A 23,986-nucleotide genomic window follows, 5' to 3' on the forward strand; every position below is an offset into this window, starting at 1 on the left:
GTCAGGCCTCGCCGATGTCGATGATGATGTTGCCGTCCGCGTCCGAACGCGCATGGTCGCCGGGTTCCAGCACTGTGGTGGCGTCCATCTGTTCCAGGATCGCCGGCCCCTCGATGACGGCGTCGAGCGGCAGTTTTTCGCGGGCATAGACCGGCGTGTCGTGCCAAGTGCCGTGATACCAGACCGGCCGGATCTCGCGCCGCGCCTCCTCGAGCGTTGCCGCGCGGCCCGCCGGGTCGATCAGCCGCGACAGGTCGATCTGTGGCCGCACGCCGGTGACCGACGTGTTGAGGTTGACGAGGTTGGCGCGAATCTCCGGCAACTCGACCTTGAAGCGAGCGAAATAGGCTTTTTCGAACAGAAGCTGCAGCGTTTCTCGTGAAACCGACGACGACGGCAGCGGCACATTGATGATGTGCGTCTGGCCGACGAACTGCATGTCGGCCGAATGGGTGACGCGGATCGCGTCGGGCTTGACGGCTTCCTTGGCGATCAGCGCCTCGCCCTCGTCCCGGTGCCGTTCCAACACCTCGCGAAGCGCAGCTTCGTCGAGACTCGCTACCGGCATGTTGATTGTGTTGACGAAGTCGTGCCTGAGATCGGCGACGACGCAGCCAAGCGCATTGGTGATGCCGGGACGCGCCGGCACCAGCACCCGGGGCAGGCCGAGTTCGCGGGCAAGTGCTGTCGCATGCAGCGGGCCCGCGCCGCCGAAGGCGAACAGCGCGAAATCCCGCGGGTCATGGCCGCGCGAGACCGAGACCATGCGGATGGCGCCCGCCATCTTCATGTTGCCGAGCCTCAAGACGGCACCCGCCGCCTCGACACCGGAAAGGCCGGTGCGCTTGCCGATCTTTTCCTCGAAAATGCCGGTCACGCGCTCGACGGTGACCGGATTGTCGACCGCGAGCAGCTTCTTCGGCGCCAGCCGTCCGAGCACCAGATTGGCGTCGGTGATGGTCGGCTCCGCGCCGCCGCGCCCGTAGCAGATCGGACCGGGGTTGGCGCCAGCACTTTCCGGGCCGATCTGGATCAGCCCGGCCGCGTCGACGCGCGCGATCGAGCCGCCGCCGGCGCCGACGGTGTGCACCGCCACCATCGGTACATGGATCGGCATCGCATATTCGATCTCGATCTCGTTGGAAACGGCGGGCTCGGCGTTGCGGATCAGCGCCACATCGGTAGAGGTGCCGCCCATGTCGTAGGTGACGAGATTGCCGAAGCCGGCGCGCTTGCCCGTGTAGGCGGCGGCGATCACGCCGGACGCCGGGCCGGACATGACGGTCTTTGCCGATTCCAGCGTGACGAAACGGGCCGAGATCATGCCGCCATTGCCGTTCATGATCAGGAAGTCGCGGGCGTAGCCCTTGGCGCCAAGCTCCTTGCGCAGCCGCTCGACATAGCGCTCGAGGATCGGCTGCACCGAGGCATTGACCGCCGCCGTCACGCCGCGCTCGAACTCGCGCGCTTCCGAAAGCAGCGCATGTCCGGTGGTGATATGGCCGTTCGGCCAGAGCTCCGCCGCGATCTCGGCGGCGCGCCGCTCATGCGCAGGGTTGGCATAGGAATGCAGGAAGTGGATGACGAGCGACTCGCAGCCGGCATCGAGCAGCTTGTTCACCGCATGGCGCATCTCTGCTTCGTCGAGCTCGACACGAACGGCGCCGGAAGCCTCGACCCGCTCCGACACTTCGAACCTCAGGTCGCGCGGAATGACCGGCACGAAGGTGCCCGTCATTCCATAGGCCTGCGGCCTCGTGCGCCGCCCGAGCTCGATCACGTCGCGAAAGCCGCGCGTCGTGATCATGCCGGTTCGCGCAAGCCGCCGCTCCAGCACGGCGTTGGTGGTGGTCGTCGTGCCGTGCACGATGAGGTCGATGCCGTCGACCGGGAAGCCGGTGGCGCCGAGTGCGGCGACCACGCCATAGGCCTGGTTTTCAACTGTCGTCGGCGTCTTGGCGATATGCACCTTGCCGCCCGCCTTGCCGTCGATCAGGAGCAGATCGGTGAAGGTTCCGCCGACATCGATGCCGGCAACGACGCTTCCCGCCGACGCCGAAAATTTCTCATTCATTGCCGAAACCCGAAATGCCAGGACTACGGATATGCCTTGGTTTGGAAAGGCGTTTTACGCTGCCATCTTGACCTGGAGATCATTTGTATACTAATAAATTCGGGACACAAGAGCTTACCGCTTGGCAGTGTGCAGGGAGCACGCCGGAACCTGACCGTTCGGGCGCGCAGGAGAAAGTTTGGCCCCAGTGGGTTCCGTCTGGGGCCGGAAAGTTGGGTTTGATGAACACGACATCCGCGTTGAACGTCGCCGGCGCAAAGCCGCTGCAGTTCCCGATCCCGGCCAATGTCTATGCCGAGACCGTGGTGTCGGTGAAGCATTATACCGACCGGCTGTTCTCCTTCCGCATCACCCGCCCGCAGTCGCTGCGCTTCCGCTCCGGCGAGTTCGTCATGATCGGGCTGCCCAATGCCGAGAAGCCGATCTTCCGCGCCTATTCCGTCGCCAGCCCCGCCTGGGACGACGAGCTCGAATTCTTCTCGATCAAGGTGCCGGACGGTCCGCTGACCTCCGAGCTGCAGAAGATTGAGGTCGGCGACACCGTCATCATGCGCCAGAAGTCGACCGGCACGCTGGTGCTCGATGCTCTGACACCCGCCAAGCGCGTGGTCATGATCTCGACCGGCACCGGCATCGCGCCCTTCGCCAGCCTGCTGCGCGATCCCGACACCTACGAGAAGTTCGACGAGGTCATCCTCACCCACACCTGCCGCGACAATGCCGAGCTTACCTATGGCCAGGAGCTCGTTGCGGCGCTCGAAAGCGATCCGCTGATCGGCGAGCTCACCGGCGGTCGCGTCACGCTCTACAATTCGACCACCCGCGAGGAGTCGGCGCGCATGGGGCGCATCACCGCGCTGATCGGCTCGGGCAAGTTCTATTCCGACCTCGGCATCGACAGGCTCAACCCCGAGACCGACCGCATCATGATCTGCGGCTCGATGCACATGCTGAAGGACGTCAAGGAACTCGCCGAAAGCCTCGGCTTCCAGGAAGGCTCGCTCAGCCATCCGGCGACCTTCGTCGTCGAGCGCGCCTTCGTCGGCTGAGGCGCGCAACAGTCCGCCAGCTCTGTTGGAGGCGTCTGAGATTAGCGACGACATTCGCGCTTCGTCATTCTGGGGCGGAGCAAGGAGCGGAGCGACGCGCGCAGACCCTGGAATCCATGCCGTTACGCTAAGGCGTTGCGGCGGTTACAGAATTCTGCGCCGTTGCACTCTGCGGCAAAGGTCACGGCATGGATACTCGGGTCAAGCCCGAGTATGACGAAGGGATGGGCGTTTCGGCCAATCTCCAACGCCGGGAGCGCCTGCTCAGCATGGTGCTTTGACCATACGGTCAAAAATCTGCTGCCTGAGCTGCCTTTTTCCGCTATGACGCGTTGAAAGACTCGTGAAGCATCGCTTCGCGGGCTATCTTCATGCCTGTCGCCCAGCGACGCGCATGAAGGTATGGAGCGCAACCGCGCTGAATGAAAGGGCAGGAGATGAGCACGATCCGCGAGGCTGGCACAGGCACCGGCGCGTCCAAGGTCATGCCGCTGCCGGCGCGCGCCGCGGCCAACACACCGATGCCGCTGGAACACGGCATTGCCCGCAACCCCGGCATGAAGCTCGATCTCGGTTTCCTGGAATCGGTGCGCAGCGTTAATCGCTCGGCGCTGGAGCGCCGCGTCGCCACGCTGACCAAGCGGCGCTCGATCAAGGCCGACAACCAGGCAGCCTGGCTGCTGCGCGCCATTGCCTGCATGGACCTCACCACGCTGAATTCCAACGATACCGACGAGCGCGTGCGCCGGCTCTGCGCCAAGGCGATCAACCCGCTGCGTCGGGACATCGTCGAAGGTCTTGGCATCGTCGGCGAGACCATCCGCCCGGCGGCGGTCTGCGTCTACCATCCCTTCGTCGCCACGGCGGTCGATGCCGTGCGCGGCACCGGCATCCGTGTCGCTGCCGTCTCCACCGCCTTCCCGCATGGGCTGGCGCCGCTCTCGACCCGACTGCAGGAGATCGAGGCTTCGGTAAAGGACGGCGCCGACGAGATCGACGTCGTCATTCCGCGCGGCCTGGTTTACGGCGCCAAATGGCGCGAGCTGTTCAACGAGATCGTCGCCATGCGCGCCGCCTGCGGCGATGCCCATCTCAAGGTCATCCTCGGCACCGGCGATCTCGCCACTTTGCGCAATGTCATGCTAGCCTCGATGGTGGCGATGATGGCGGGCGCCGATTTCATCAAGACCTCGACCGGCAAGGAAAGCGTCAACGCCACGCTGCCCGTCGGCCTTGCCATGGTGCGCGCCATCCGCGCCTATTTCGAGGAGACCGGCTACCTGATCGGCTTCAAGCCGGCCGGCGGCATTTCAACAGCGAAAGTCTCGCTCGACTGGCTGGTGCTGATGAAGGAAGAGCTCGGCCGGCCCTGGCTCGAGCCGGACCTGTTCCGCTTCGGCGCGTCCAGCCTGCTCACCGATATCGAACGCCAGCTCGAGCATCATCTGACCGGCCATTATTCGGCCAACCATCGCCACGCGATGGCGTAGCTCCCACCCTCCCCCTTGTGGGGAGGGTCGCCGCGAAGCGGCGGGGTGGGGGTCGTAAAAACCAGATCAGCCGGTCCAATGAACGAAACCCATCATCTATTTACCCCCACCCCGATCGGCAAAGCCGATCGACCCTCCCCACAAGGGGGAGGGTAAAGGAGGCGCCCCATGAACATCCTCGAACGCTATCACGCCATGGAATACGGCCCGGCGCCGGAAGCCCGCAACGAGGCCGATGCCTGGCTCGCGGGCCGCGATTTCGCAAAAGCGCTGTTCATCGACGGCGCCTGGAAAGCGGCGGCCAGCGGCAAGACTTTCGAGACCAGCGAACCGTCTTCCGGCAAGCTGCTGGCCAAGATATCGGATGCCGGCGCTGCCGACATAGACGCCGCCGTTACGGCGGCTGCCAAAGCGCTGCCGAAGTGGAGCGCCAGTTCGGGCTATGCGCGCGCGAAAGTGCTCTACGCCATCGGCCGCGCGATGCAGCGGCATCAACGCCTGTTCGCGGTGCTGGAATCGATCGACAACGGCAAGCCGATCCGTGAGAGCCGCGACATCGATGTGCCGCTGGCGATCCGCCATTTCATCCACCATGCCGGCTGGGCGCAGACGCTCGAGAAGGATTTTCCCGATCACAAGCCGGTCGGCGTCGTCGGCCAGGTCATCCCGTGGAATTTTCCGCTGCTGATGCTGGCCTGGAAAATCGCGCCGGCTTTGGCCGCCGGCTGCACGGTGGTGCTGAAGCCGGCCGAATTCACGCCGCTCACGGCCATCCTGTTCGCCGAGATCTGCGAGCGGGCAGGCGTGCCGAAAGGCGTCGTCAACATCGTCCAGGGCGGGCCGGAAGCGGGTGCCGCGATCGTCAACCATCCCGGCGTGCAGAAGATCGCCTTCACCGGCTCTTCCGAGGTCGGCAAGATCATCCGCAAGGCAACCGCCGGATCGGGCAAGAAACTTTCGCTGGAGCTCGGCGGCAAGTCGGCCTTCATCGTCTTCGAGGATGCCGATCTCGACAGCGCCGTCGAGGGTCTGGTCGACGGCATCTGGTTCAACCAGGGCCAGGTCTGCTGCGCCGGCTCGCGCCTCTTGGTGCAGGAAGGCATCGCCGAGGCTTTGATCGCCAAGGTCAAGGTCAGGATGAGCCGGCTGCGCGTCGGCAGCCCGCTCGACAAGAACACCGATATCGGCCCGCTCGTCGACTTGACCCAGCTCGATCGAGTCAAGGGCCTGATCGCCGAAGGCGCGAAACAAGGCGCCGTCTGCTGGCAGCCGGACGCTGCCTTGCCGACAACCGGCCACTATCATCTGCCGACCCTCGCGACTTCTGTTTCGCCGGCTAACATCTTGGCGCAGGAGGAAGTCTTCGGTCCGGTCCTGGCGACGATGACCTTCCGCAACACCGAAGAAGCGATCGAGCTCGCCAACAACACGCGCTACGGCCTTGCTGCCTCCGTGTGGAGCGAGAACATCAATCTGGCTCTGCACGTCGCGCCGCAATTGAAGGCCGGCGTCGTCTGGGTCAACGGCACCAACATGTTCGACGCCGCCTGCGGCTTCGGCGGCTACCGCGAAAGCGGCTTCGGCCGCGAGGGTGGCCGCGAAGGCATGTTCGAATATCTTGCCGCCAAGCTGCCGGCCGGCCCGGTGATCAAGCCGGCCGCGGCCGGCTCGGCCCAGCCGGTCGAACAGGCCGACGGCTCGGCAATCGACCGCACGGCGAAACTGTTCATCGGCGGCAAGCAGGTGCGGCCGGACGGCAACTATTCGCTCGCCATTGCCAGCGCCAAGGGCAAGCTTGTCGGCGAGGTCGGTCTTGGCAACCGCAAGGACATTCGCGATGCGGTTTCTGCTGCTCGCGCGTGCAAGGCCTGGCCGGACGCGACCGCCTTCAATCGCAGCCAGGTGCTCTATTACTTCGCCGAGAACCTGTCCGGCCGCGCCGAGGAATTCGCCGCGCGCCTGGTCCAACTCACCGGCGTCACCGCCAAGGCCGCGCGGGAGGAGGTCGACCTCTCCATCGAGCGGCTGTTTCTTTTTGCCGGGCTCGCCGACAAATTCGAGGGTCGCGTCCACCAGCCGCCGGCCCGTGTCGTCACGCTGGCGCTGCATGAGCCGGTCGGCGTCGTCGGCATCGTCGCGCCGGATAACCAGCCGCTGCTCAACTTCGTCTCGCTGGTCGCGCCGGCGCTCGCCATGGGCAACACGGTGGTCGCCGTCCCGTCCGAACGGCACCCGCTTTTAGCCACCGATCTCTATCAGGTGATCGAATATTCCGATATTCCGGCCGGCGCTATCAACATCGTCACCGGCCGCAGCGCGGAGCTTTGCGGCGTGCTGGCCAAGCATGACGACGTCGACGGGCTCTGGGTATTCGCGGATGCCGAGACCTGCGCCAAGGCGGAGGCCGATTCCATCGGCAACCTCAAGCGCGTCTGGACCGGCAATGGCCGCACTCTCGACTGGGCGTCGAGTGAGGCCGCCGGCGAGGCCTTCCTGCGCCGCGCCATAGAGGTCAAGAACGTCTGGGTGCCCTACGGCGACTGAGGCATCCCGCCTGAAGCGCGCCAGGCCGCTTGCGGCAATAATATTCGGCGCCGGAGCCGTTTGCCCATTATCGCAAAGGGCCGCCTTCGGGCTTGACGCTTGTGCACGTGCTCTTTAACGAGAAAAAACATCTTTATCTGTGAAGCGGAGCGTAGGCCGCACGATGCCGGCTGTCTGGCACACGACGCCGCAGTGGATCATCGATAAAGCCGGACGCGTAGTCAGGCGAGGAGAGAGGCATGGCGGATCTGGCAGGCAAGGTCGTGGTCGTCACCGCGGCGGCGCAGGGCATCGGACGCGCGAGCGCGCTGGCTTTCGCCAGGGCGGGCGCCACCGTCTATGCCACCGACATCAATGAACCGCTTCTTGCCGATCTCGCCAAGATTCCCGGGATAAAAACCCGCAAGCTCGACGTGCTGAACGACGCAGCCGTCACCGCTGCCTTCGCCGAGATCGGCCGCGTCGACGTGCTGTTCAACTGCGCCGGTTTCGTCCATTCGGGCTCGATCCTCGAAATGAAGGACGAGGACCTAGACTTCGCGCTCAACCTCAATGTCCGCTCGATGATCCGCACCATCCGCGCCGTGCTGCCCGGCATGCTGGATCGCGGCAGCGGCTCGATCATCAACATGGCCTCGCTGGCAAGCTCGCAAAAGGGCGTGCCTAACCGCTTCGCCTATGGCCTGACCAAGGCTGCGGTTGTCGGCCTCACCAAGGCGGTCGCCGCCGATTATGTCGCCAAGGGCATCAGCTGCAACGCCATCTGCCCCGGCACCGTCGAAAGCCCGTCGCTGCAGGACCGCATGCATGCGCAGGGCGACTATGAGGCGGCCCGCGCCGCCTTCATCGCCCGCCAGCCCATGGGAAGGCTGGGCACGCCGGAAGAAATCGCCGATCTCGCCGTCTATCTGGCCGGCGCCACTTATACCTCGGGGCAGGCCTACAACATCGACGGCGGCTGGTCGATCTGAGGGATCGGAAAGGGCTTGGCAGGAGATCGGGGTTCTGCATCGATCAGTCTGAAAATCCCTTTCGCCAGATCGCCCGACGCGGCGTTCGCGCTTGCCGGGGATCAGGTCGATGGCTACGGTCCGCCCGGCTTTCGCAACGTCACCCTAAGCGAAACGAATTTTGCAAAATGGCTTTAGGCCGCACCTTAGGAGAAGTAAGATGAAGTTGTTGCGCTATGGCGAAGTCGGCAGCGAGAAGCCCGGCCTGCTCGATGCGGATGGAACGATCCGCGACCTTTCTGCTCATGTCGCCGATATTGCAGGCACGACGCTTCATCCGGCCTCGCTGGAGATGCTTTCGAAACTCGATCCGAAGTCGCTGCCGGCGGTTTCCGGTAGCCCACGCATAGGCGCCTGCGTCGCCGGCACCGGCAAATTCATCTGCATCGGCCTCAACTATTCCGACCACGCCGCCGAAACCGGTGCCACCGTGCCGCCCGAGCCGATCATCTTCATGAAGGCGAGCTCCGCCATCGTCGGGCCGGACGACGACGTGCTGATCCCTCGCGGCTCGGCCAAGACCGATTGGGAGGTCGAGCTCGGCGTGGTTATCGGCAAGACGGCGAAATATGTCTCAGAGGACGACGCGCTGGATTATGTCGCCGGCTATTGCGTCGCGCATGACGTTTCCGAGCGCGCCTTCCAGGCCGAGCGCCAGGGCCAGTGGACCAAGGGCAAGTCGTGCGACACGTTCGGCCCGACCGGCCCGTGGCTTGTGACCAAGGACGAGGTCGCCGATCCTCAGAACCTGAAGATGTGGCTGACCGTCAACGGCAAGACCATGCAGAACGGTTCGACCAAGACCATGGTCTATGGCGTGAAGTATCTGGTGTCCTATCTCAGCCAGTTCATGTCGCTGCATCCGGGCGACATCATCTCCACCGGCACCCCGCCCGGCGTCGGCCTCGGCATGAAGCCGCCGGTGTTCCTGAAGGCGGGCGATGTGGTGGAGCTTGGCATCGAAGGGCTCGGCCAGCAGAAGCAGACGTTCAAGGCGGACGAGTAGAACGCCGCCTTTCTCCTTCTCCCCTTGTGGGAGAAGGTGGATCGGCGCGCAGCGCCGAGACGGATGAGGGGTGCTCCAGCGGAGTGCGACCTTGAAGATTGAAGGATCCCGGGCGCACTTATTTCTGCCGCGACGAGATCCTTCCAACACCCCTCATCCGGCCGCTTCGCGGCCACCTTCTCCCACATGGGGAGAAGGGAAAGCTGGCGCTACCTCAGCACTTTCCCATCCGCGCCAAACCGGTACGTCTTCGCCGCATCCGGCGTCGCATACAGTGTCGAGCCCGGGTCGGCGTTGTAGACGCCGAAGATGCGCACCGTGATCAGCCCGGCCTTCTCGCAGTCGAGATAGAGATTGGTGTCGGCGCCGAGATGCTCGGCATGCACCACCGTGCCTTTCCAGGCGCCGGATTTCGTGTCGACCGTCAGATGCTCCGGCCGCACGCCGATGGTCTTGGCCGTCTCGCCCAGTTGGGCGCCGTCGATGAAATTCATCTTCGGCGAGCCGATGAAGCCGGCGACGAATTCATTGGCCGGCGAATTGTAGAGCTCCATCGGGCTGCCGATCTGCTCGATGCGGCCGGCATTGAGCACCACGATCTTGTCGGCCAGCGTCATCGCCTCGACCTGGTCGTGGGTGACGTAGATCATTGTCGCCTTCAGCCGCCGGTGCAGTTGCGCGATCTCCAGCCGGGTGTTTACACGCAATGCCGCGTCGAGGTTCGACAGCGGTTCGTCGAACAGGAACAGTTTTGGCTCGCGCACCACGGCGCGGCCGATGGCGACGCGCTGGCGCTGGCCGCCCGACAGTTCCGCCGGCCGGCGCTCCAGATAAGGCTCGAGCGAGAGCATGGCGGAAGCGATCTTGATGCGGCGCTCGATCTCGGTGGCCGGCGTGCCGGCCTGCTTCAAGCCCAGCGCCATGTTGTTCTTCACCGTCAGATGCGGGTAGAGCGCATAGGTCTGGAACACCATGGCGATGCCGCGTTTTGCGGGCGGCGTTACCGAAACGTCGGTGCCGTCGATCAGCACGCGGCCCGAGGTCGAGTCCTCCAGCCCGGCAATGACGCGCAGCAGTGTCGATTTCCCGCAGCCGGACGGGCCGACGAAAACGACGAACTCACCATCCGTCACCTCGAGGTCGATACCCTTCAGCACCTCGACCGGCCCGAAAGCCTTCTTCACATTCTCGATCTTCAGCGAGCCCACGGCAGTCCTCCAAATTGATGAGTGGGCGCCAAGACACCCCCCTCTGTCCTGCCGGACATCTCCCCTTCAAGGGGGGAGATTGGCAGCTTCAAGGTCTCGCGCCACTTTGCGGCGCTGATCATTAGCGAAAGCAGTTCCGGCACCTGATCTCCCCCCTCGAGGGGGAGATGGCCGGCAGGCCAGAGGGGGGCGCCGTAGAGCGCAATCCCTGACGATAATTCCCTTGTCACAACCGCACCGCCTTCCCGCTGCGAACGCTCTCGTCGGCGGCAAGGCAGACGGCGAGCGACTTCACCGCATCGTCCATGTGGCCGGTGAGGTCGATATCTTCGCGGATTGCCTTGAGCAGGAAGGCCTGTTCGAGGTCGCAGAGCTCCTGATGGCCCGGCTCGCCCTCCATCGACAGCATCTGGTCCTGCTTGGCGAACCTGCCGTCCGGCCCGGTCGCAGCACTATGCAGGCGGATGGTCGAGGTCTTGGTGTGGGTGTCGATGTCGTCGGACTTCGCCCCCTCCTTCATCACGATCGACACGCAGCCCTTGGGCGACATCACGTCCTTCACGAAGAAGGCCGTTTCCGAGATCATCGGCCCCCAGCCGGCCTCGTACCAGCCGACCGAACCGTCTTCGAACAGCACCTGCAGATGGCCGTAATTGTACATCGAGGGAGCGACTTCGTCGGTCAGCCGCACGCCCATGCCGCGCACCTCGACCGGCCTAGCGTCGGTGATCTGCAGCATCACGTCCAGATAATGCACGCCGCAGTCGACGATCGGCGAGGTCGTCTGCATCAGCTGCTTGTGCGTCCCCCAGGTGTGGCCGGAAGACTGCTGGTTGAGGTTCATGCGGAAGACGTATGGACCGCCGAGCTTGCGCGCCTCGGCGATCAGCCGCACCCAGGACGGGTGGTGGCGCAGGATGTAGCCGATCACCAGCTTCCTGCCGTTGGCCTTGGCGGCATCGACGACGCGTTGCGCGTCGGCCACCGTCGTTGCCAGCGGCTTCTCGACGAACACATGGCAACCCGCCTCGAAAGCCCGCACCGCATAGTCGGCATGGCTGTCGGAATAGGTGGCGATCGCGGCGACGTCAGGCTTCTCGTCGCGCAGCGCGTCCTCGAACGAGCGCCTGATGCCGTAGCCGGCAAGCCCGTCCGGCAACGGCACGTCGGAGCGGTTGACGAGCGCTGCGATCTCGAAGCCCGGATTGGTATGGTAGGCCAGCGCATGGCTGCGGCCCATATTGCCGAGACCGGCGACGACAACGCGAAGGGGTTTATCGCTCACCTGACTACTCCAGACATTCCATGTTCTCTTGAGAAGGTGTCACCCCACCCGGCGCTTCGCGCCGACCTCCCCATCAAGGGGAGGTAGGGCGTCGGCGTGAACATGCTCACCGCCGCAGGGGCCGCGTTAAACTCAGAACTGCGGCTATCGGGAGTGAAGCGGCAACCTCCTACTTCCCCTCGATGGGGAGGTCGGCGCGCAGCGCCGGGCGGGGTGAAGCGCAACCCTATGGAGAATTCGCGGTCACCGCTCACTTCACCGCTCCCGACGTGATGCCGCGGATCAGCTGCCGCGAGAAGATGACATAGAGGACCAGCACCGGCAGGATCGCCAGCGACAGTGCCGCCAGGATGGCGTTCCAATTGGTGACGAACTGGCCGAGGAAGAGCTGCGCGCCGAGCGTCACCGTCTTGGTCGCTTCCGAAGGCGCCAGGATCAGCGGGAACCACAGGTCGTTCCAGATCGGGATCATGGTGAAGACGGCGACCGTCGCCATGGACGGGCGCACCAGCGGCAGCACCAGGCGGAAGAAGATCGTGTATTCCGACAGCCCGTCGATGCGTCCGGCGTTCTTCAGATCGTTGGAAACCTGCTTCATGAATTCCGACAGGATGAAGATCGCCAGCGGCAGGCCTTGCGCGGTGTAGACCAGGATCAGCGCTGTCAGCGTGTTGACCAGCCCGCTCGCCACCATCAGCTGCAGGATGGCGACGGTGCCGAGGCGGATCGGGATCATGATGCCGAGCGCGAGGTAAAGCCCCATCATCGTGTTGCCGCGGAAACGGTATTCCGACAGCGCGAAAGCGGCCATGGCGCCGAACAGCAGCACGAAGAACAGCGAGGCGACGGTGACGACAAGGCTGTTCTGGAAATAGTGGATGAAATCGCCCTGGCCGAACACCGTCGTGTAGCCGATCAGGTCGAAGGTCTTCGGTGTCGGCGGCGTCAGCGGCGCGCCGAAGATGCCGGCGCGTGACTTGAACGAATTCATCACCACCAGGATCACCGGGAACAGCGCGATCGCGGTGTAGGTCAGAAGGATCGCGTGCGCGCCGATGGTGCGGGGCAAGGAGCGGGTTGCTAGGCTCATGGCGCGCCTCAAAACTGGTAGCGACGCAGGCGCGTCTGCACGAGGAACAGGTAGACGCAGACGCCGGCGAGGATGATCAGGAACATGATCGTGGCGATCGCCGCGCCCATGTTGGGATCGCCGACCTGCAGCTGGAAGCCGAAGAAGGCACGGTAGAGGAAGGTGCCGAGGATGTCGGTCGAATAGTTCGGCCCGGCGAGCGCGCCTTGCGCGGTGTAGATCAGGTCGAAGGCATTGAAATTGCCGACGAAGGTCAGGATCGAGATGATGCCGATCGAGGGCAGGATCAGCGGCAGCTTGATCTTCCAGAACTGCGCCATGCCGGTGACGCCGTCGCATTCGGCCGCCTCGATCACCTCGTCGGGGATCGACAGCAGCGCTGCATAGATCAGCATCATCGGGATGCCGACGAACTGCCAGACCGAGACCAGGCTGAGCGCGGTGAGCGCATATTGCTCCTTGCCGAGCCACGGCGTGAAAAAGCTCTTCAATCCGACGAAATCCATCAGGTGCGGCGCCACGCCCCAGATCGGCGACAGGATCAGCTTCCAGGCGAAGCCGACGATGACGAAGGACAGGATCGTCGGCACGAAGATCGCCGTGCGGTAGAAGGCAGTGAAGCGCAGCCTTGGGCTGGAAAGCAGCGCCGCCAAAAGGATGCCGATCGGGTTCTGCACCAGCATGTGGATGATGAAGAACCAGACATTGTTCCTCAGCGCATTCCAGAAATTCACCGACCAGTTCGGATCGCCGAACAGCGTGCGGAAATTGCTGAAGCCCACAAACACCTGGGACTGCTCGATGTTGCGAAACAGGGAGAGCTGCAGCGTGCCGAACAGCGGCAGGATCATGAATGCGGTGTAGACCAGCACCGCCGGTGCCAGGAATACGCCGATATGCCAGCGTATCGATCTTTTCGGTCGCGTTTCTGCAGCCATGAGTTCGGTAGCCATGAGTTCGGTTCCCCGCCGTCTCTGGGTTCCAGGTCGGTTGATGCTAGCTGATGCCTCGATGCACGGCCTGATTTTCCCCTTCAGGGGAGAGACAAGGCCAGCGACAAATCGGCCCCGTCTTCCCCGCAAGATCGAGGGTAGGACCGGGAGGCAGCGCCGACAATCGCTATCTGGAACTGTTTGAACGCCGGCCGGGCTCGCGCCCGGCCGGCATCGCAATCGCCCTTACTTCGCCGGCTTGTACCAGCTGTCGAGACCGGTCTGCAGCTTCTTGGCCGCGGCTTCCGGTGTGTCGGTGCCGTTGATCACATTGGCCGATTCAACCCAGGTCTCATTTTCGAGGTTCGGCGTGCCGCGCGACAGGATCTGGTAGGTCGAGCGGATCGTCGACTTGCACTTGCCGCGCCAGGAGACGAATTCCTGCGCCAGCGGGTCTTCCATCTTCACCGGCGAGGAGTTCAGGCTGAAGAAGCCCGGCAGCGCGTTGGCGTAGATGGTGGCGAAATCCGGCGAGGCCACCCACGACAGGAACTTCTTGGCTTCTTCCGCATGCTTGGAAGCCGCGTTCAGGCCCATGCCGATATCGGTATGGTCGGAGATGTAGCAGGTGTCGCCTGCCTTCTCGACCGGCGGCGGGAAGGCGCCCATCTTGAACTGGGCCTGGGTGTTGAACAGGCCGATTTCCCACGAGCCGGCCGGGTAGATGGCGGCGCGGCCGAGCGTGAACAGGTTCTGGCTGTCCGGATAGGTCTGCGCCTCGAAGCCGTCGCCGAGATACGGCTTCCACTTGGCCAGTTCTTTGTAGGGCTCGACCCACTGCGGATCGGTCAGCTTCTGCTCGCCCTTGATCAGCGCTGTGCGGCCTTCTTCGCCCTTCCAGTAGTTCGGGCCGATGTTCTGGTAGCCCATGGTCGCGGCTTCCCACAGGTCCTTGGTGCCCATCGCCATTGGGATATAGGTGCCGTCGGCCTTGATCTTGTCGAGCACGGCGAAGAACTCGTCGCGGGTTGTCGGCACCTTGAGGCCGAGCTTGTCGAAGGCGTCCTTGTTGTAGATGAAGCCGTGGATGACCGAGGCCATCGGCACGCAGAAGCTCGACTTGCCGTCGTCGGTCTGCCAGGCGGACTTGGCAACCGGCGAGAAGTTCTCCATGCCCGGCAGCGAGGAGAGGTCGGCGAGGTTGCCCTTCTTGAACAGCTCGAGCGACTTGTCGAAGGGGCGGCAGGTGATCAGGTCGCCGGCCGAGCCGGCGGCGAGCTTGGCGCCGAGGGCCGCGTCATACTCGGTCGGGGCCGAAGGCGCGAACACTACCTTGATGCCGGGGTTCTTGGCTTCGAAGGCCGGGATCAGCTTGTCCTTCCAGATGGTCAGGTCGTCGCCGCGCCAGCTTTCGATGTTGAGCGTTACGTCGTCGGCCAGCGCCATCCCGGTGGTGCCGAGGATGCTTGTGCCGAGCAGAAGGGCCGTCAGTAGTTTGGTCTTCATCGTCAGTCTCCCTGTTGACCTTTTTCAGGTTCGGTTTTGATGAGAACAGAGGCTCAGCGCCCCTTGCTCCCCTCGATCGCGGAAAGCGCCGGCCTGAGCTTCTGGCCGGTTCCTTCCAGTATCTTCTCGGCCGCGTCGGCGTTGGCGGCGCCTGCGGCGAGCAGAATAGCGGTTTTGACGACGCCACCGCTCGCCTCGAGCAGGCGGATGGCGTCGTCGCGGCTCTTGCCGCTGATGGCGGCGACCATGCGCACGGCGCGGTCGCGCAGCTTGATGTTGTCGGCGGTGAGGTTGACCATGTAGCCGTCATGGACATGGCCGAGATGGATGGCGGTGAGCGTCGAAAGCATGTTGAGCGCGATCTTTTGCGCGGTGCCCGCGCCCATGCGCGTCGAGCCGGCGATCAGCTCCGGTGGCGTTTCGAGCAGGATGGCGACATCGGCTTGGCTGAAGAGCGCGGCGCCCCGGTTGTTGGCGATCGCGATGGTAGCCGCGCCGCGGCGCCGCGCGTCCTGGAGCGCCTGCACCGCATAGGGGGTCGAGCCGCTGGCGGAGATGGCGATCAGGCAGTCGCCCTTGCCGATATCGGCCGCGGCAACGGCCGCCGACGCTTCCTCCGTGTCGTCCTCCGGCCCGCCGGCCAGCGTGCGGAAGGCGTCGTCGCCGCCGGCGATCAGAATGGCGATACGGTCGCGCGCAATACCGAAAGTGCCGGGCAATTCCAGCGCGTCGGCCAGTGCCATAAGGCCGGAGCTGCCTGCCGCCGCATAGGCGAGCTTGCCGCCGCTCCTCAGTTGCTTGGCGATGAGTTCGGCGGCGGCGGCGATCGCCGGAATGGCCCCGTGCACGGCCTTGCTGGCCTCGATCTGGGCATTGGCCAGGAACGTCAGAATGGCTTCAGGGGCCTGGACATCCAGCCCCTCGGCATTCTGGTGGAGCGCTTCCGTGCGCGTCTCGGCCATCCATTTTCCTCCAACTGAAGGAACAATACCAAAAAAATACCACTTGTCCACACGCATTAACACTTTTCGGACGACGGAACTCGATTGCCGGCAAATTAACGTGGATTTTCAATAAAATACGGCTCAATCTTTTTTGAAACCGAAATTAACTCTTGGCTATTGGTATTTTATTGGTATTATCCAGGCCCGAGGAGAAATCGTGTGAAATTCGTGCTTGGCATCGATGGCGGCGGCACCAGCTGCAGGGCGGCCCTTGCGACCGTCGACGGCGCTGTCGTCGGCCGTGCCAAGAGCGGCGCCGCCAACATCCGCACCGACCTCACCGGTGCCCGCGCCAACATCGTCGAGGCGGCCAGGCAGGCTTTCCTTGCCGCAGGCGCGGATCCGGAGCTGATTCCGCGGACGCCGGCCGTTCTCGGTCTCGCCGGCGCCAATGTCGGCACCTATCGCCAGCAGCTCGAGGCAATCCTGCCCTTCAGCAGGAGCCGTGTCGAAACCGATGCCGAGATCGCGCTTGAGGGCGCGGTCGGGCCCAGTGACGGCGCCATGGCCATTCTGGGCACCGGCACCGCCTACATGGCGCGTAAAGCGGGCAAGTCGCGCGCCATCGGCGGCTGGGGTTTCCAGGTCGGCGACCAGGGCAGCGGCGCCCGCATCGGCCGCGACCTGCTCGAGCAGACGCTGCTTGCCTATGACGGCATCCGTCCTGGCTCGCCCTTGACGGACGCGATGCTTGCCGTCTTCCGCAACAATCCGGAAGACGTGGTCGAATTCACCACCAGCGCCAAGCCGGGCGACTTCGGCGGCTTCGCGCCAAAAGTCTTCGAGCATGCCGAAAAGGGCGACCTCGTCGCCAACTGGATCCTCGGCAAGGCGGTGGCCGATGTCGAGGCTTCGCTCGGCGCGCTCGATCTTGCCGACGATGCTCCGCTTTGCCTGCTCGGCGGCCTGGCGCCGCTTTATGCGCCGCGCCTGTCCGCACGCTATCAGGCGCTGCTGAAAGCCCCGCTCGACGATGCGCTTGGCGGCGCCGTGCAGATGGCTGTGCGCGTCTTCGCCAGGGGTCCGGAGGCGCCGCGATGAGCGCCGCCGACCAGATCTTGGCCGTGCTGCCGGAGGCGCCGCGATGAGCGCCGCCGACCAGATCTTCGCCATGCTGAAAGAATCCTCGCAGAGCGGCGCGCCGCTCTACCTGCAGCTCAGGCGCAGCATCGAGGAGGCGGTCAATCGGGGCCTGATCGGCCCCGGCGATGCGCTGCCGTCCGAGCGCGACATCGCCAGCAAGGCCGATATCTCGCGCGTCACCGTGCGCAAGGCGGTGCAGGACCTGGTCAAGGGCGGCATCCTCGTCCAGCGTCATGGCTCGGGCACCTTCGTCGCGCCGCGCATGGAGCGCGTCGAGCAATCGCTGTCGAGGCTCACCTCCTTCACCGAGGACATGGCCCGCCGCGGCATGACCGTGCGCTCGGTCTGGCTCGACCGCGGGCTCTACGCGCCGTCGCCGGACGAGATGATGGTGCTGGGCCTGTCCTCGACCGAACTGGTGGCGCGCGTCGCGCGCCTGCGTATCGCCAACGACACGCCGCTGGCGATCGAGCGCGCCGCGATTTCGGCGAGCGTGCTGCCGGATCCCGAAGCGATCGGCTCCTCGCTTTACGCGGCGCTGGGAACGACCGGCAATCGCCCGGTACGCGCCGTGCAGCGCATCTCCGCCACCAATCTTGGCGATGCCGATGCGCGCCTCTTGGAAGTGCCCTCGGGGGTTGCCGGTCTGCAGATCGAGCGCATTTCCTATCTGGCGAGCGGCAAGGTGATCGAGTTCACCCGCTCGGTCTACAGGGGCGACGCCTATGATTTCGTCGCGGAACTCCGGCTGACCGGGCCGGGAGAGGAGATTCGGCCATGATGGCAAACACCACTCATATGCGGCGCGAGATCAATGAGATCCCTGAAGCCACTGCCCGCCTTCTCGACGGCTCGGCTTCGGCGCTGGTCGAGGCGGGCCGCGGCCTGCGCGAGCGCGACCCGCATTTCGTCGTCACCGTGGCGCGCGGCTCGTCCGACCATGCCGCGACCTTCATGAAATATGCCGTCGAGCTGACGGCAGGTCTCGCCGTCGCTTCGGTAGGGCCGTCGATCGCTTCCATTTATGGCGCGAAGCTGAGGCTGCGCGGCTCCGCCTGCCTGGCGGTCTCGCAGTCGGGTAAAAGTCCCGACATCGTTGCCATGGCCGAAACGGCAAGGGCCGGAGGGGCGCTTACCGTTGCCATCACCAACACGGCCGACTCGCCGCTGGCGCGCGCCTCCGACTACGCCATCGACATTCTGGCAGGGCCGGAACGCAGCGTCGCGGCCACCAAGACCTTCGTCAATTCCGCCGTCGCCGGCCTGGCGCTGATGGCGCATGCGACCGACGACCAGCCATTGCTGCGGGCGCTCGCCGGCCTGCCCGGCCATTTCGAGAAGGCGATCGCCTGCGACTGGATGGCGCTCGCCGGTGCTTTGGAGAACCCGCAATCGCTGTTCATCCTCGGCCGCGGCCCATCCTTCGCGATCGCCAGCGAGGCGGCGCTGAAATTCAAGGAAACCTGCGCCATGCATGCCGAGGCCTATAGCGCCGCCGAGGTTATGCATGGACCGCTGGCGTTAGTCGGGCCGGGTTTCCCGGTTCTGGCGCTTGCCGCGCGCGATGCGTCCGAACCCTCGGTCGCCGAGGCGGCCGATGGCCTGACGGCCAAGGGCGCGGCCGCCTTCATCACGTCCGACAAGGCGAAGGCCGCGAGGCTTCTGCCGCATGTCGCCACCGGCCATCCGCTGACCGATCCGCTGCCGCTGATCGTGTCCTTCTACGGCTTTGTCGAGGCCTTTGCGCGCCATCGCGGGCTCGACCCCGATACGCCGCGCAACCTGCGCAAGGTGACGGAAACCGTATGAGCGACCGTTTCGCACTCACCGGCGCCCGCATCTTCGACGGCGCCGACTGGCATGACAATGCCGCCCTTGTCGTCAACGGCGACGTGGTCGAGGCTATCTTGCCCGCCGGCGCCATTCCGTCCGGCGTTTCGCCGGTCGAGACCGGCGGCGGCATGCTCGTGCCCGGCTTCGTCGACATCCAGGTCAATGGCGGCGGCGGCGTCATGCTCAACGACCACCCCGATGTCGCTTCGATCGAAACCATCTGCCGGGCGCATGCGCCCTTCGGCACCACGGCGCTGCTGGTGACGCTGATCACCGATACGCCGGCGATCACCGCCGCCGCCATCGCCGCCGGCGCCGGGGCGGCCCGGGAAAAGGTGCCGGGCTTCCTCGGCCTGCACCTGGAAGGGCCGCATCTTTCCATGGCCCGCAAGGGCGCGCATGACCCTGCGCTGATCCGGCCGATGACCGACGCCGATGAGGCCGCTCTCATCGCAGCGCGTCGGGACCTGCCGGTGCTGCTCACCACGATCGCCCCGGAATCGGTCGAGCCGGCCCGTGTCACCGCGCTGGCCAAGGCCGGCGTTATCGTGAGCCTCGGCCATAGCGACACCGATTATTCGACCGCCAGCGCCTTCGCCGACGCCGGCGCCACGGTGGTTACGCATCTGTTCAACGCCATGAGCCAGATCGGCAACCGCGAGCCGGGTCTGGCGGGTGCTGCGATCGACACTGGCGGCTTGTACGCCGGCATCATCGCCGACGGCATCCATGTCCATCCGGCAACGATGATCCTTGCGCTGCGCGGCAAGCAGGGACCGGGCAAGATCGTGCTCGTGACCGACGCCATGGCGACGATTGGCACCGACATGACGTCCTTCACGCTGAACGGCCGCACCATCTACCGCAAGGACGGCAGTCTCAGGCTCGCCGACGGCACGCTGGCCGGAGCCGATCTCGACATGATTTCCGCCATTCGCTTCGTCCATCGCGTCGTCGGGCTCGATCTCGACGAGGCCTTGCGCATGGCCTCGCTCTATCCCGCCGAGGCGATCGGTCAGGCGCACCGGCTCGGCCGTTTCGCCAACGGCACCGCCGCCGACATTGTCGGCCTGTCGGAAGAGCTGGATGTCAGGAACGTCTGGATCGGTGGTGAGAAGGTTTTTGGCGCGTAGGCGGCTCGATCCCACCGTCAATTAGGAAAGCAACGCAAACGTTCGCGATTGACCGGAGCCTCTCCCGCGTCGTCATCCTCGGGCTTGACCCGAGGATCCATTCCGTGACCTGTGACGTAAAGTGCAACGGTGCAGAATTCTGCAACGTTAGCAGCGCTTTAGCGTCACGGCATGGATCCTATGGTCTGCGCGCGTCGCTTCGCTCCTTGCTCCGCCATAGGATGACGAAGCGACGGGTGTTTCGGCCAATGTCCGAGGCTCGCCACTCGGTAATTGTTAGCCGGCCCTATTTCGCCGCATAGATATCCTTATACGTCTCGCGCAGCACGTTCTTCTGCACCTTGCCCATCGTGTTGCGCGGCAGTTCGTCGACGAAGATCACCTGCTTCGGATGCTTGTACTTCGCCAGCCGCCCGGCAATGGCGGCGGCAATGTCGGCAGCGTTGATCGCGGATCCCGGCTTGCGCACCACGACCGCGGTGACGCCTTCGCCGAAATCCGGATGGGCGATGCCGATCACCGCGCTTTCGCTGACGCCGTCGAGCGCGTCGATCTCGCTCTCGATCTCCTTCGGATAGACGTTGTAGCCGCCTGAGATGATCAGGTCCTTGCCGCGCCCGACGATATGCACATAGCCGTCGGCGTCGACCAGGCCGAGGTCGCCGGTGATGAAGAAGCCGTCGTCGCGGAACTCGGCCCTGGTCTTCTCGGGCATGCGCCAATAGCCGGCAAAGACGTTCGGGCCCTTGACCTCGATCATGCCGATCTCGCCCTGCGGGAGCGGCTTGCCGTTCTCGGGATCTGTGATGCGCAGCGAGACGCCGGGCAAGGGGTATCCGACCGTGCCGGCGCGCCGCTCGCCGTCATAGGGGTTGGACGTGTTCATGTTGGTCTCGGTCATGCCGTAGCGCTCGAGGATGGCGTGGCCGGTCCGGTCGCGCCAGGCCTTGTGCGTCTCGGCCAAGAGCGGCGCCGAGCCGGAGATGAAGACCCGGATGGCCCTCGCCGCCTCGCGTGTCAGGCCGTCCTGCTGCAACAGCCGCACATAGAAGGTAGGCACGCCCATCAAGGCCGTCGCGCGCGGCATCAGCGACAGGATGCGGCCGGGATCGAATTTCTGCTCGAACAGCATTTTCGCGCCGGCCATCAGGACGACGTTGGTGGCGACGAACAGGCCGTGCGTGTGGAAGATCGGCAGCGCGTGGATCAGCACGTCATCGGCACTGAAGCGCCACTGCTCGACCAGCACGCGGGCATTCGAGGCGAGGTTCTCATGGCTGAGCATCGCGCCCTTGGAACGGCCAGTCGTGCCGGAGGTGTAGAGGATCGCGGCAAGATCGTCCGGTCCGCGCGCGACATCGCTGAAATCCGTGGCCTGCCGGGAAGCCTGGCTGGCCAGCGTTCCCTGCCCGTCGCGGCCGAGCGTGAGCACCGTGGCGCCGATCGACGCGGCAAGCGGTTCGACGCCCGAAAAACGGTCCGGATCGCTCACGATCAGTTTCGGCTCGGCGTCACGGAAGAAATAGTCGAGTTCCGGCAGTGTGTAGGCGGTGTTGAGCGGCAGGAAGACGGCGCCGGCGCGTAACGAGGCGAGATAGAGCAGCGCCGCCTCCGGACTCTTCTCGACCTGGACCGCGACGCGGTCGCCGTGCTCGACGCCGGCCTGCGCCAGCGCATGCGCCAGTTGCGCCGACTTCGCCAGCATGTCGCCATAGGTGATCGAACGGCCGTCATCCGTCTCCATCAGCAATCGGCCGGGCGCCGGCATGCGGGAACGGAAAGCGCCGAAGAGATGGTTGGTCATGAAGTGTCCTCAGGGCGCGCCGAAGCCAATGGCAAGCAGTTGCGCCCACCTGAGCGAATACCAGATTTGGCGGCCGGAGCAATTCCAGGAAAAGTGCGAAGCGGCTTTTGGCTATCTGCGGCGCGCCTTGGCAACGCCGGCTCTCGGATCATAACCCTGGGCGAAGCGCTCCATGCACCTCGCCGCGGTGAGGCGATAGTGATTGAGAAGCGCTTCGACCGCGCGGTCGGCGTCGCCATCCAGCGTGCGCTCGGCAATTATGCGGTGCTCGCCAAGATCGTCGCGTCCCGTGCCCGGCGTGTCTTGCGAGATCAGGCGGTAGCGCGAGGCCTGATCGGAAAGCTGATCGCAGAAGCCGACCAGCCAATGCGACCGGCACGCCCCGATCAGCGCCCGGTGGAAGGCCCGGTGCAGCTTCTCCCACTCTGGATTGTTGGTTGAGGGATCTTCCGGCAGTCGGCGCTCGGCGCGCGCCAGGCGGTGCAGTGCCAGCACCAGCTGCTCTTCCCATTCGGCCGTGCGGTGAGAAATGGATTCACGCAGCGCCCGTTCCTCCAGCCAGCAGCGCGTCCGCGTCAGCTCCTCCAGCTCCGTGGCGCTGACGGGCATAAGGAAGAAGCCGCGCTGGTCATGCCGCCCGAGCAGGCCCTCGGCGGCCAAACGGTTGAGCGCCTCGCGCACCGGCGACGCGCCCGCGCCGTAGCGCGAGACGACCCATTCGACGCGTAGCTTGCTCTCGGCCGCCAGCGCCCCGCGCAAAAGATCATCGCGGAGCTGTTGGTAGACCGAGCTGGCCAGCGTGCTCTTGGCGCCCTTGCCTTCGCCCGGATCGACAGTTCCGTATGTCAAACGCACTCCTGTTGCTTGCCCCTGCTTTGTCAGGGCCCCTCGGCGAAGCAATTTCCGTACATGTATCATACAGCCGGGCAATGGCGTCTCAAAGCGGAAGGTGACGATATTCGACTTTAAGACAAGGCCGGGGGTCTATTGATCGGATGAAGTAGAATCTCGATAAAAAAGCTGATGCTCGTGCACCGCTTTATATATTGAACAGTCGTTCAACGGCCGCCGCGGTTCTGCAGCTCCCGCGAGAGGTGGGGCGTTTATACGTTTAACTGGCGGCCTCGTCGGCGGCCTTGCGAATTGCTTCGATATTTGCCCTATAGGCCTCGACGCTGCCGCCCTTGAAGACGGCGGCGCCCGCCACCAGCACATTGGCGCCTGCCGCGGTCACCAGTGGCGCCGTTTCGGCCGACACGCCGCCATCGATCTCGATATGGATCGGCCGGCTGCCGATCAGCGCCTTCACCCGTTTCACCTTGTCGACGATCGCCGGGATGAATGCCTGCCCGCCGAAACCCGGGTTGACGGTCATGATCAGGATCAGGTCGAGCCGGTCGAGCACATATTCGATCGCCGTTTCCGGCGTCGCCGGATTGAGAGAGACGCCGGCCTTCTTGCCGAGGCTCTTGATGGTCTGCAGCGAGCGGTCGAGATGCGGCCCGGCCTCGGCGTGTACCGTCATGCCGTCGCAGCCGGCCTCGGCGAAGGCTGCCAGGTAAGGATCGGCCGGCGCAATCATCAGATGGCAGTCGAAGAAGGCCTTGGTGCGGTTGCGGATCGCCTTGATCACCGGCGGGCCGAAGGTGATGTTGGGCACGAAATGGCCGTCCATCACGTCGAGATGGATCCAGTCCGCGCCGGCCGCCGCGACAGCCTCGACCTCATCGCCCAGCTTCGAAAAATCCGACGCCAGCACCGACGGCGCAATCAGGGTCTTCTTGCTCATGCTGCGGCCTCGTCTCGTTTGTCCGAACGCAAATGTCAGGACTGCCTAGAGCATTTTGCGGCCAAGTGGAATCACCTGGCGCCGCAGAAATGCGGCCAACAAGAACAAGACGCTGGAAAGGGGAAGCAGGGGACAAGAAAAACCCG

At 64.7% G+C, this 23,986-nt stretch carries 19 protein-coding genes; 9 read left to right on the forward strand and 10 right to left on the reverse strand.

Annotation, left to right across the window (positions count from 1 at the left end; translation table 11 throughout):
- Position 1: 1 nt before the first annotated feature.
- Positions 2-2,074, reverse strand: a complete 2,073-nt coding sequence (locus RFM98_RS20000; RefSeq protein ID WP_320310486.1) for a hydantoinase/oxoprolinase family protein — start codon at positions 2,072-2,074, stop codon at positions 2-4.
- A 221-nt stretch (positions 2,075-2,295) separates the two neighbouring features.
- Here RFM98_RS20000 and RFM98_RS20005 point away from each other — a divergent pair, with 221 nt between their 5' ends.
- The 5 genes from RFM98_RS20005 (at position 2,296) to RFM98_RS20025 (ending at position 9,173) form a co-directional block, all read left to right on the forward strand.
- Positions 2,296-3,123 carry a ferredoxin--NADP reductase gene (locus RFM98_RS20005; protein WP_320310487.1) on the forward strand — a complete coding sequence of 276 codons (828 nt, stop codon included), beginning with the start codon at positions 2,296-2,298 and terminating at the stop codon, positions 3,121-3,123.
- A 437-nt stretch (positions 3,124-3,560) separates the two neighbouring features.
- Complete coding sequence (deoC, locus tag RFM98_RS20010; protein ID WP_320310488.1) at positions 3,561-4,613, forward strand: deoxyribose-phosphate aldolase; 1,053 nt, start codon at positions 3,561-3,563, stop codon at positions 4,611-4,613.
- A 168-nt stretch (positions 4,614-4,781) separates the two neighbouring features.
- Positions 4,782-7,157 carry an aldehyde dehydrogenase family protein gene (locus tag RFM98_RS20015; protein WP_320310489.1) on the forward strand — a complete coding sequence of 792 codons (2,376 nt, stop codon included), beginning with the start codon at positions 4,782-4,784 and terminating at the stop codon, positions 7,155-7,157.
- Positions 7,158-7,396: 239 nt separating this feature from the next.
- Positions 7,397-8,128 carry an SDR family oxidoreductase gene (locus tag RFM98_RS20020; RefSeq protein ID WP_320310490.1) on the forward strand — a complete coding sequence of 244 codons (732 nt, stop codon included), beginning with the start codon at positions 7,397-7,399 and terminating at the stop codon, positions 8,126-8,128.
- Between the two features lie 199 nt (positions 8,129-8,327).
- Positions 8,328-9,173, forward strand: coding sequence for a fumarylacetoacetate hydrolase family protein (locus tag RFM98_RS20025; RefSeq protein WP_320310491.1), 846 nt, complete (start codon positions 8,328-8,330; stop codon positions 9,171-9,173).
- 209 nt (positions 9,174-9,382) lie between these two features.
- Here the strand turns inward: RFM98_RS20025 and RFM98_RS20030 are convergent, their stop codons facing one another.
- The 6 genes from RFM98_RS20030 to RFM98_RS20055 form a co-directional block, all read right to left on the reverse strand.
- On the reverse strand, positions 9,383-10,381 hold the full coding sequence (locus tag RFM98_RS20030; protein WP_320310492.1) for an ABC transporter ATP-binding protein: 999 nt from the start codon (positions 10,379-10,381) through the stop codon (positions 9,383-9,385).
- A 226-nt stretch (positions 10,382-10,607) separates the two neighbouring features.
- Complete coding sequence (locus tag RFM98_RS20035) at positions 10,608-11,666, reverse strand: Gfo/Idh/MocA family protein (protein WP_320310493.1); 1,059 nt, start codon at positions 11,664-11,666, stop codon at positions 10,608-10,610.
- A gap of 250 nt (positions 11,667-11,916) precedes the next feature.
- Positions 11,917-12,756, reverse strand: coding sequence for a carbohydrate ABC transporter permease (locus RFM98_RS20040; RefSeq protein WP_320310494.1), 840 nt, complete (start codon positions 12,754-12,756; stop codon positions 11,917-11,919).
- A gap of 8 nt (positions 12,757-12,764) precedes the next feature.
- A complete protein-coding gene (locus RFM98_RS20045) occupies positions 12,765-13,694 on the reverse strand; it encodes a carbohydrate ABC transporter permease (protein WP_320310598.1) in 930 nt (309 codons plus the stop codon).
- Positions 13,695-13,934: 240 nt separating this feature from the next.
- Positions 13,935-15,194, reverse strand: a complete 1,260-nt coding sequence (locus RFM98_RS20050; protein ID WP_320310495.1) for an ABC transporter substrate-binding protein — start codon at positions 15,192-15,194, stop codon at positions 13,935-13,937.
- A gap of 53 nt (positions 15,195-15,247) precedes the next feature.
- A complete protein-coding gene (locus RFM98_RS20055) occupies positions 15,248-16,156 on the reverse strand; it encodes an N-acetylmuramic acid 6-phosphate etherase (protein ID WP_320310496.1) in 909 nt (302 codons plus the stop codon).
- Between the two features lie 201 nt (positions 16,157-16,357).
- Between RFM98_RS20055 and RFM98_RS20060 the strand changes: the two genes are divergently transcribed.
- From RFM98_RS20060 to nagA, 4 genes are read left to right on the forward strand one after another with little or no spacing between them, the layout of a single operon-like run.
- Positions 16,358-17,239 (forward strand): glucosamine kinase nucleotide-binding domain-containing protein, encoded by an 882-nt coding sequence (locus RFM98_RS20060; RefSeq protein WP_320310497.1) that lies wholly within the window; start codon positions 16,358-16,360, stop codon positions 17,237-17,239.
- Between the two features lie 43 nt (positions 17,240-17,282).
- A complete protein-coding gene (locus RFM98_RS20065; protein ID WP_320216757.1) occupies positions 17,283-18,062 on the forward strand; it encodes a GntR family transcriptional regulator in 780 nt (259 codons plus the stop codon).
- Positions 18,059-19,090: an SIS domain-containing protein gene (locus tag RFM98_RS20070; RefSeq protein ID WP_320310498.1), complete on the forward strand. Its 1,032-nt coding sequence runs from the start codon at positions 18,059-18,061 to the stop codon at positions 19,088-19,090. The genes RFM98_RS20065 and RFM98_RS20070 overlap by 4 nt, the downstream gene beginning before the upstream one ends.
- Positions 19,087-20,247, forward strand: a complete 1,161-nt coding sequence (gene nagA / locus RFM98_RS20075) for an N-acetylglucosamine-6-phosphate deacetylase (RefSeq protein WP_320310499.1) — start codon at positions 19,087-19,089, stop codon at positions 20,245-20,247. Before RFM98_RS20070 ends, nagA begins: the two co-directional genes overlap by 4 nt.
- Before the next feature lie 286 nt (positions 20,248-20,533).
- On the opposite strand, the gene RFM98_RS20080 is transcribed toward nagA, so the two are convergent.
- The 3 genes from RFM98_RS20080 to rpe all read right to left on the reverse strand — a co-directional run bounded on the left by RFM98_RS20080 (position 20,534) and on the right by rpe (position 23,840).
- Positions 20,534-22,051: a malonate--CoA ligase gene (locus RFM98_RS20080; RefSeq protein ID WP_320310500.1), complete on the reverse strand. Its 1,518-nt coding sequence runs from the start codon at positions 22,049-22,051 to the stop codon at positions 20,534-20,536.
- 111 nt (positions 22,052-22,162) lie between these two features.
- Positions 22,163-22,900, reverse strand: a complete 738-nt coding sequence (locus RFM98_RS20085; RefSeq protein WP_320310501.1) for a GntR family transcriptional regulator — start codon at positions 22,898-22,900, stop codon at positions 22,163-22,165.
- Positions 22,901-23,162: 262 nt separating this feature from the next.
- Positions 23,163-23,840 (reverse strand): ribulose-phosphate 3-epimerase, encoded by a 678-nt coding sequence (gene rpe / locus RFM98_RS20090; protein ID WP_320216762.1) that lies wholly within the window; start codon positions 23,838-23,840, stop codon positions 23,163-23,165.
- Positions 23,841-23,986 lie beyond the last annotated feature (146 nt).

This window comes from Mesorhizobium australafricanum (genome assembly GCF_033977265.1).
In the GTDB taxonomy this organism is placed as follows: Bacteria; Pseudomonadota; Alphaproteobacteria; order Rhizobiales; family Rhizobiaceae; genus Mesorhizobium; species Mesorhizobium australafricanum.

Bases quoted from the DNA above. Each gene is read 5' to 3' on its own strand.
- rpe (WP_320216762.1), bottom strand. From the start codon at position 23,840: ATGAGCAAGAAGACCCTGATTGCGCCGTCGGTGCTGGCGTCGGATTTT.
- RFM98_RS20055 (WP_320310496.1), bottom strand. From the start codon at position 16,156: ATGGCCGAGACGCGCACGGAAGCGCTCCACCAGAATGCCGAGGGGCTG.
- RFM98_RS20045 (WP_320310598.1), bottom strand. From the start codon at position 13,694: ATGGCTGCAGAAACGCGACCGAAAAGATCGATACGCTGGCATATCGGC.
- RFM98_RS20025 (WP_320310491.1), top strand. From the start codon at position 8,328: ATGAAGTTGTTGCGCTATGGCGAAGTCGGCAGCGAGAAGCCCGGCCTG.
- RFM98_RS20015 (WP_320310489.1), top strand. From the start codon at position 4,782: ATGAACATCCTCGAACGCTATCACGCCATGGAATACGGCCCGGCGCCG.
- nagA (WP_320310499.1), top strand. From the start codon at position 19,087: ATGAGCGACCGTTTCGCACTCACCGGCGCCCGCATCTTCGACGGCGCC.
- RFM98_RS20020 (WP_320310490.1), top strand. From the start codon at position 7,397: ATGGCGGATCTGGCAGGCAAGGTCGTGGTCGTCACCGCGGCGGCGCAG.
- RFM98_RS20040 (WP_320310494.1), bottom strand. From the start codon at position 12,756: ATGAGCCTAGCAACCCGCTCCTTGCCCCGCACCATCGGCGCGCACGCG.
- RFM98_RS20065 (WP_320216757.1), top strand. From the start codon at position 17,283: ATGAGCGCCGCCGACCAGATCTTCGCCATGCTGAAAGAATCCTCGCAG.
- RFM98_RS20000 (WP_320310486.1), bottom strand. From the start codon at position 2,074: ATGAATGAGAAATTTTCGGCGTCGGCGGGAAGCGTCGTTGCCGGCATC.
- deoC (WP_320310488.1), top strand. From the start codon at position 3,561: ATGAGCACGATCCGCGAGGCTGGCACAGGCACCGGCGCGTCCAAGGTC.
- RFM98_RS20005 (WP_320310487.1), top strand. From the start codon at position 2,296: ATGAACACGACATCCGCGTTGAACGTCGCCGGCGCAAAGCCGCTGCAG.
- RFM98_RS20080 (WP_320310500.1), bottom strand. From the start codon at position 22,051: ATGACCAACCATCTCTTCGGCGCTTTCCGTTCCCGCATGCCGGCGCCC.
- RFM98_RS20070 (WP_320310498.1), top strand. From the start codon at position 18,059: ATGATGGCAAACACCACTCATATGCGGCGCGAGATCAATGAGATCCCT.
- RFM98_RS20050 (WP_320310495.1), bottom strand. From the start codon at position 15,194: ATGAAGACCAAACTACTGACGGCCCTTCTGCTCGGCACAAGCATCCTC.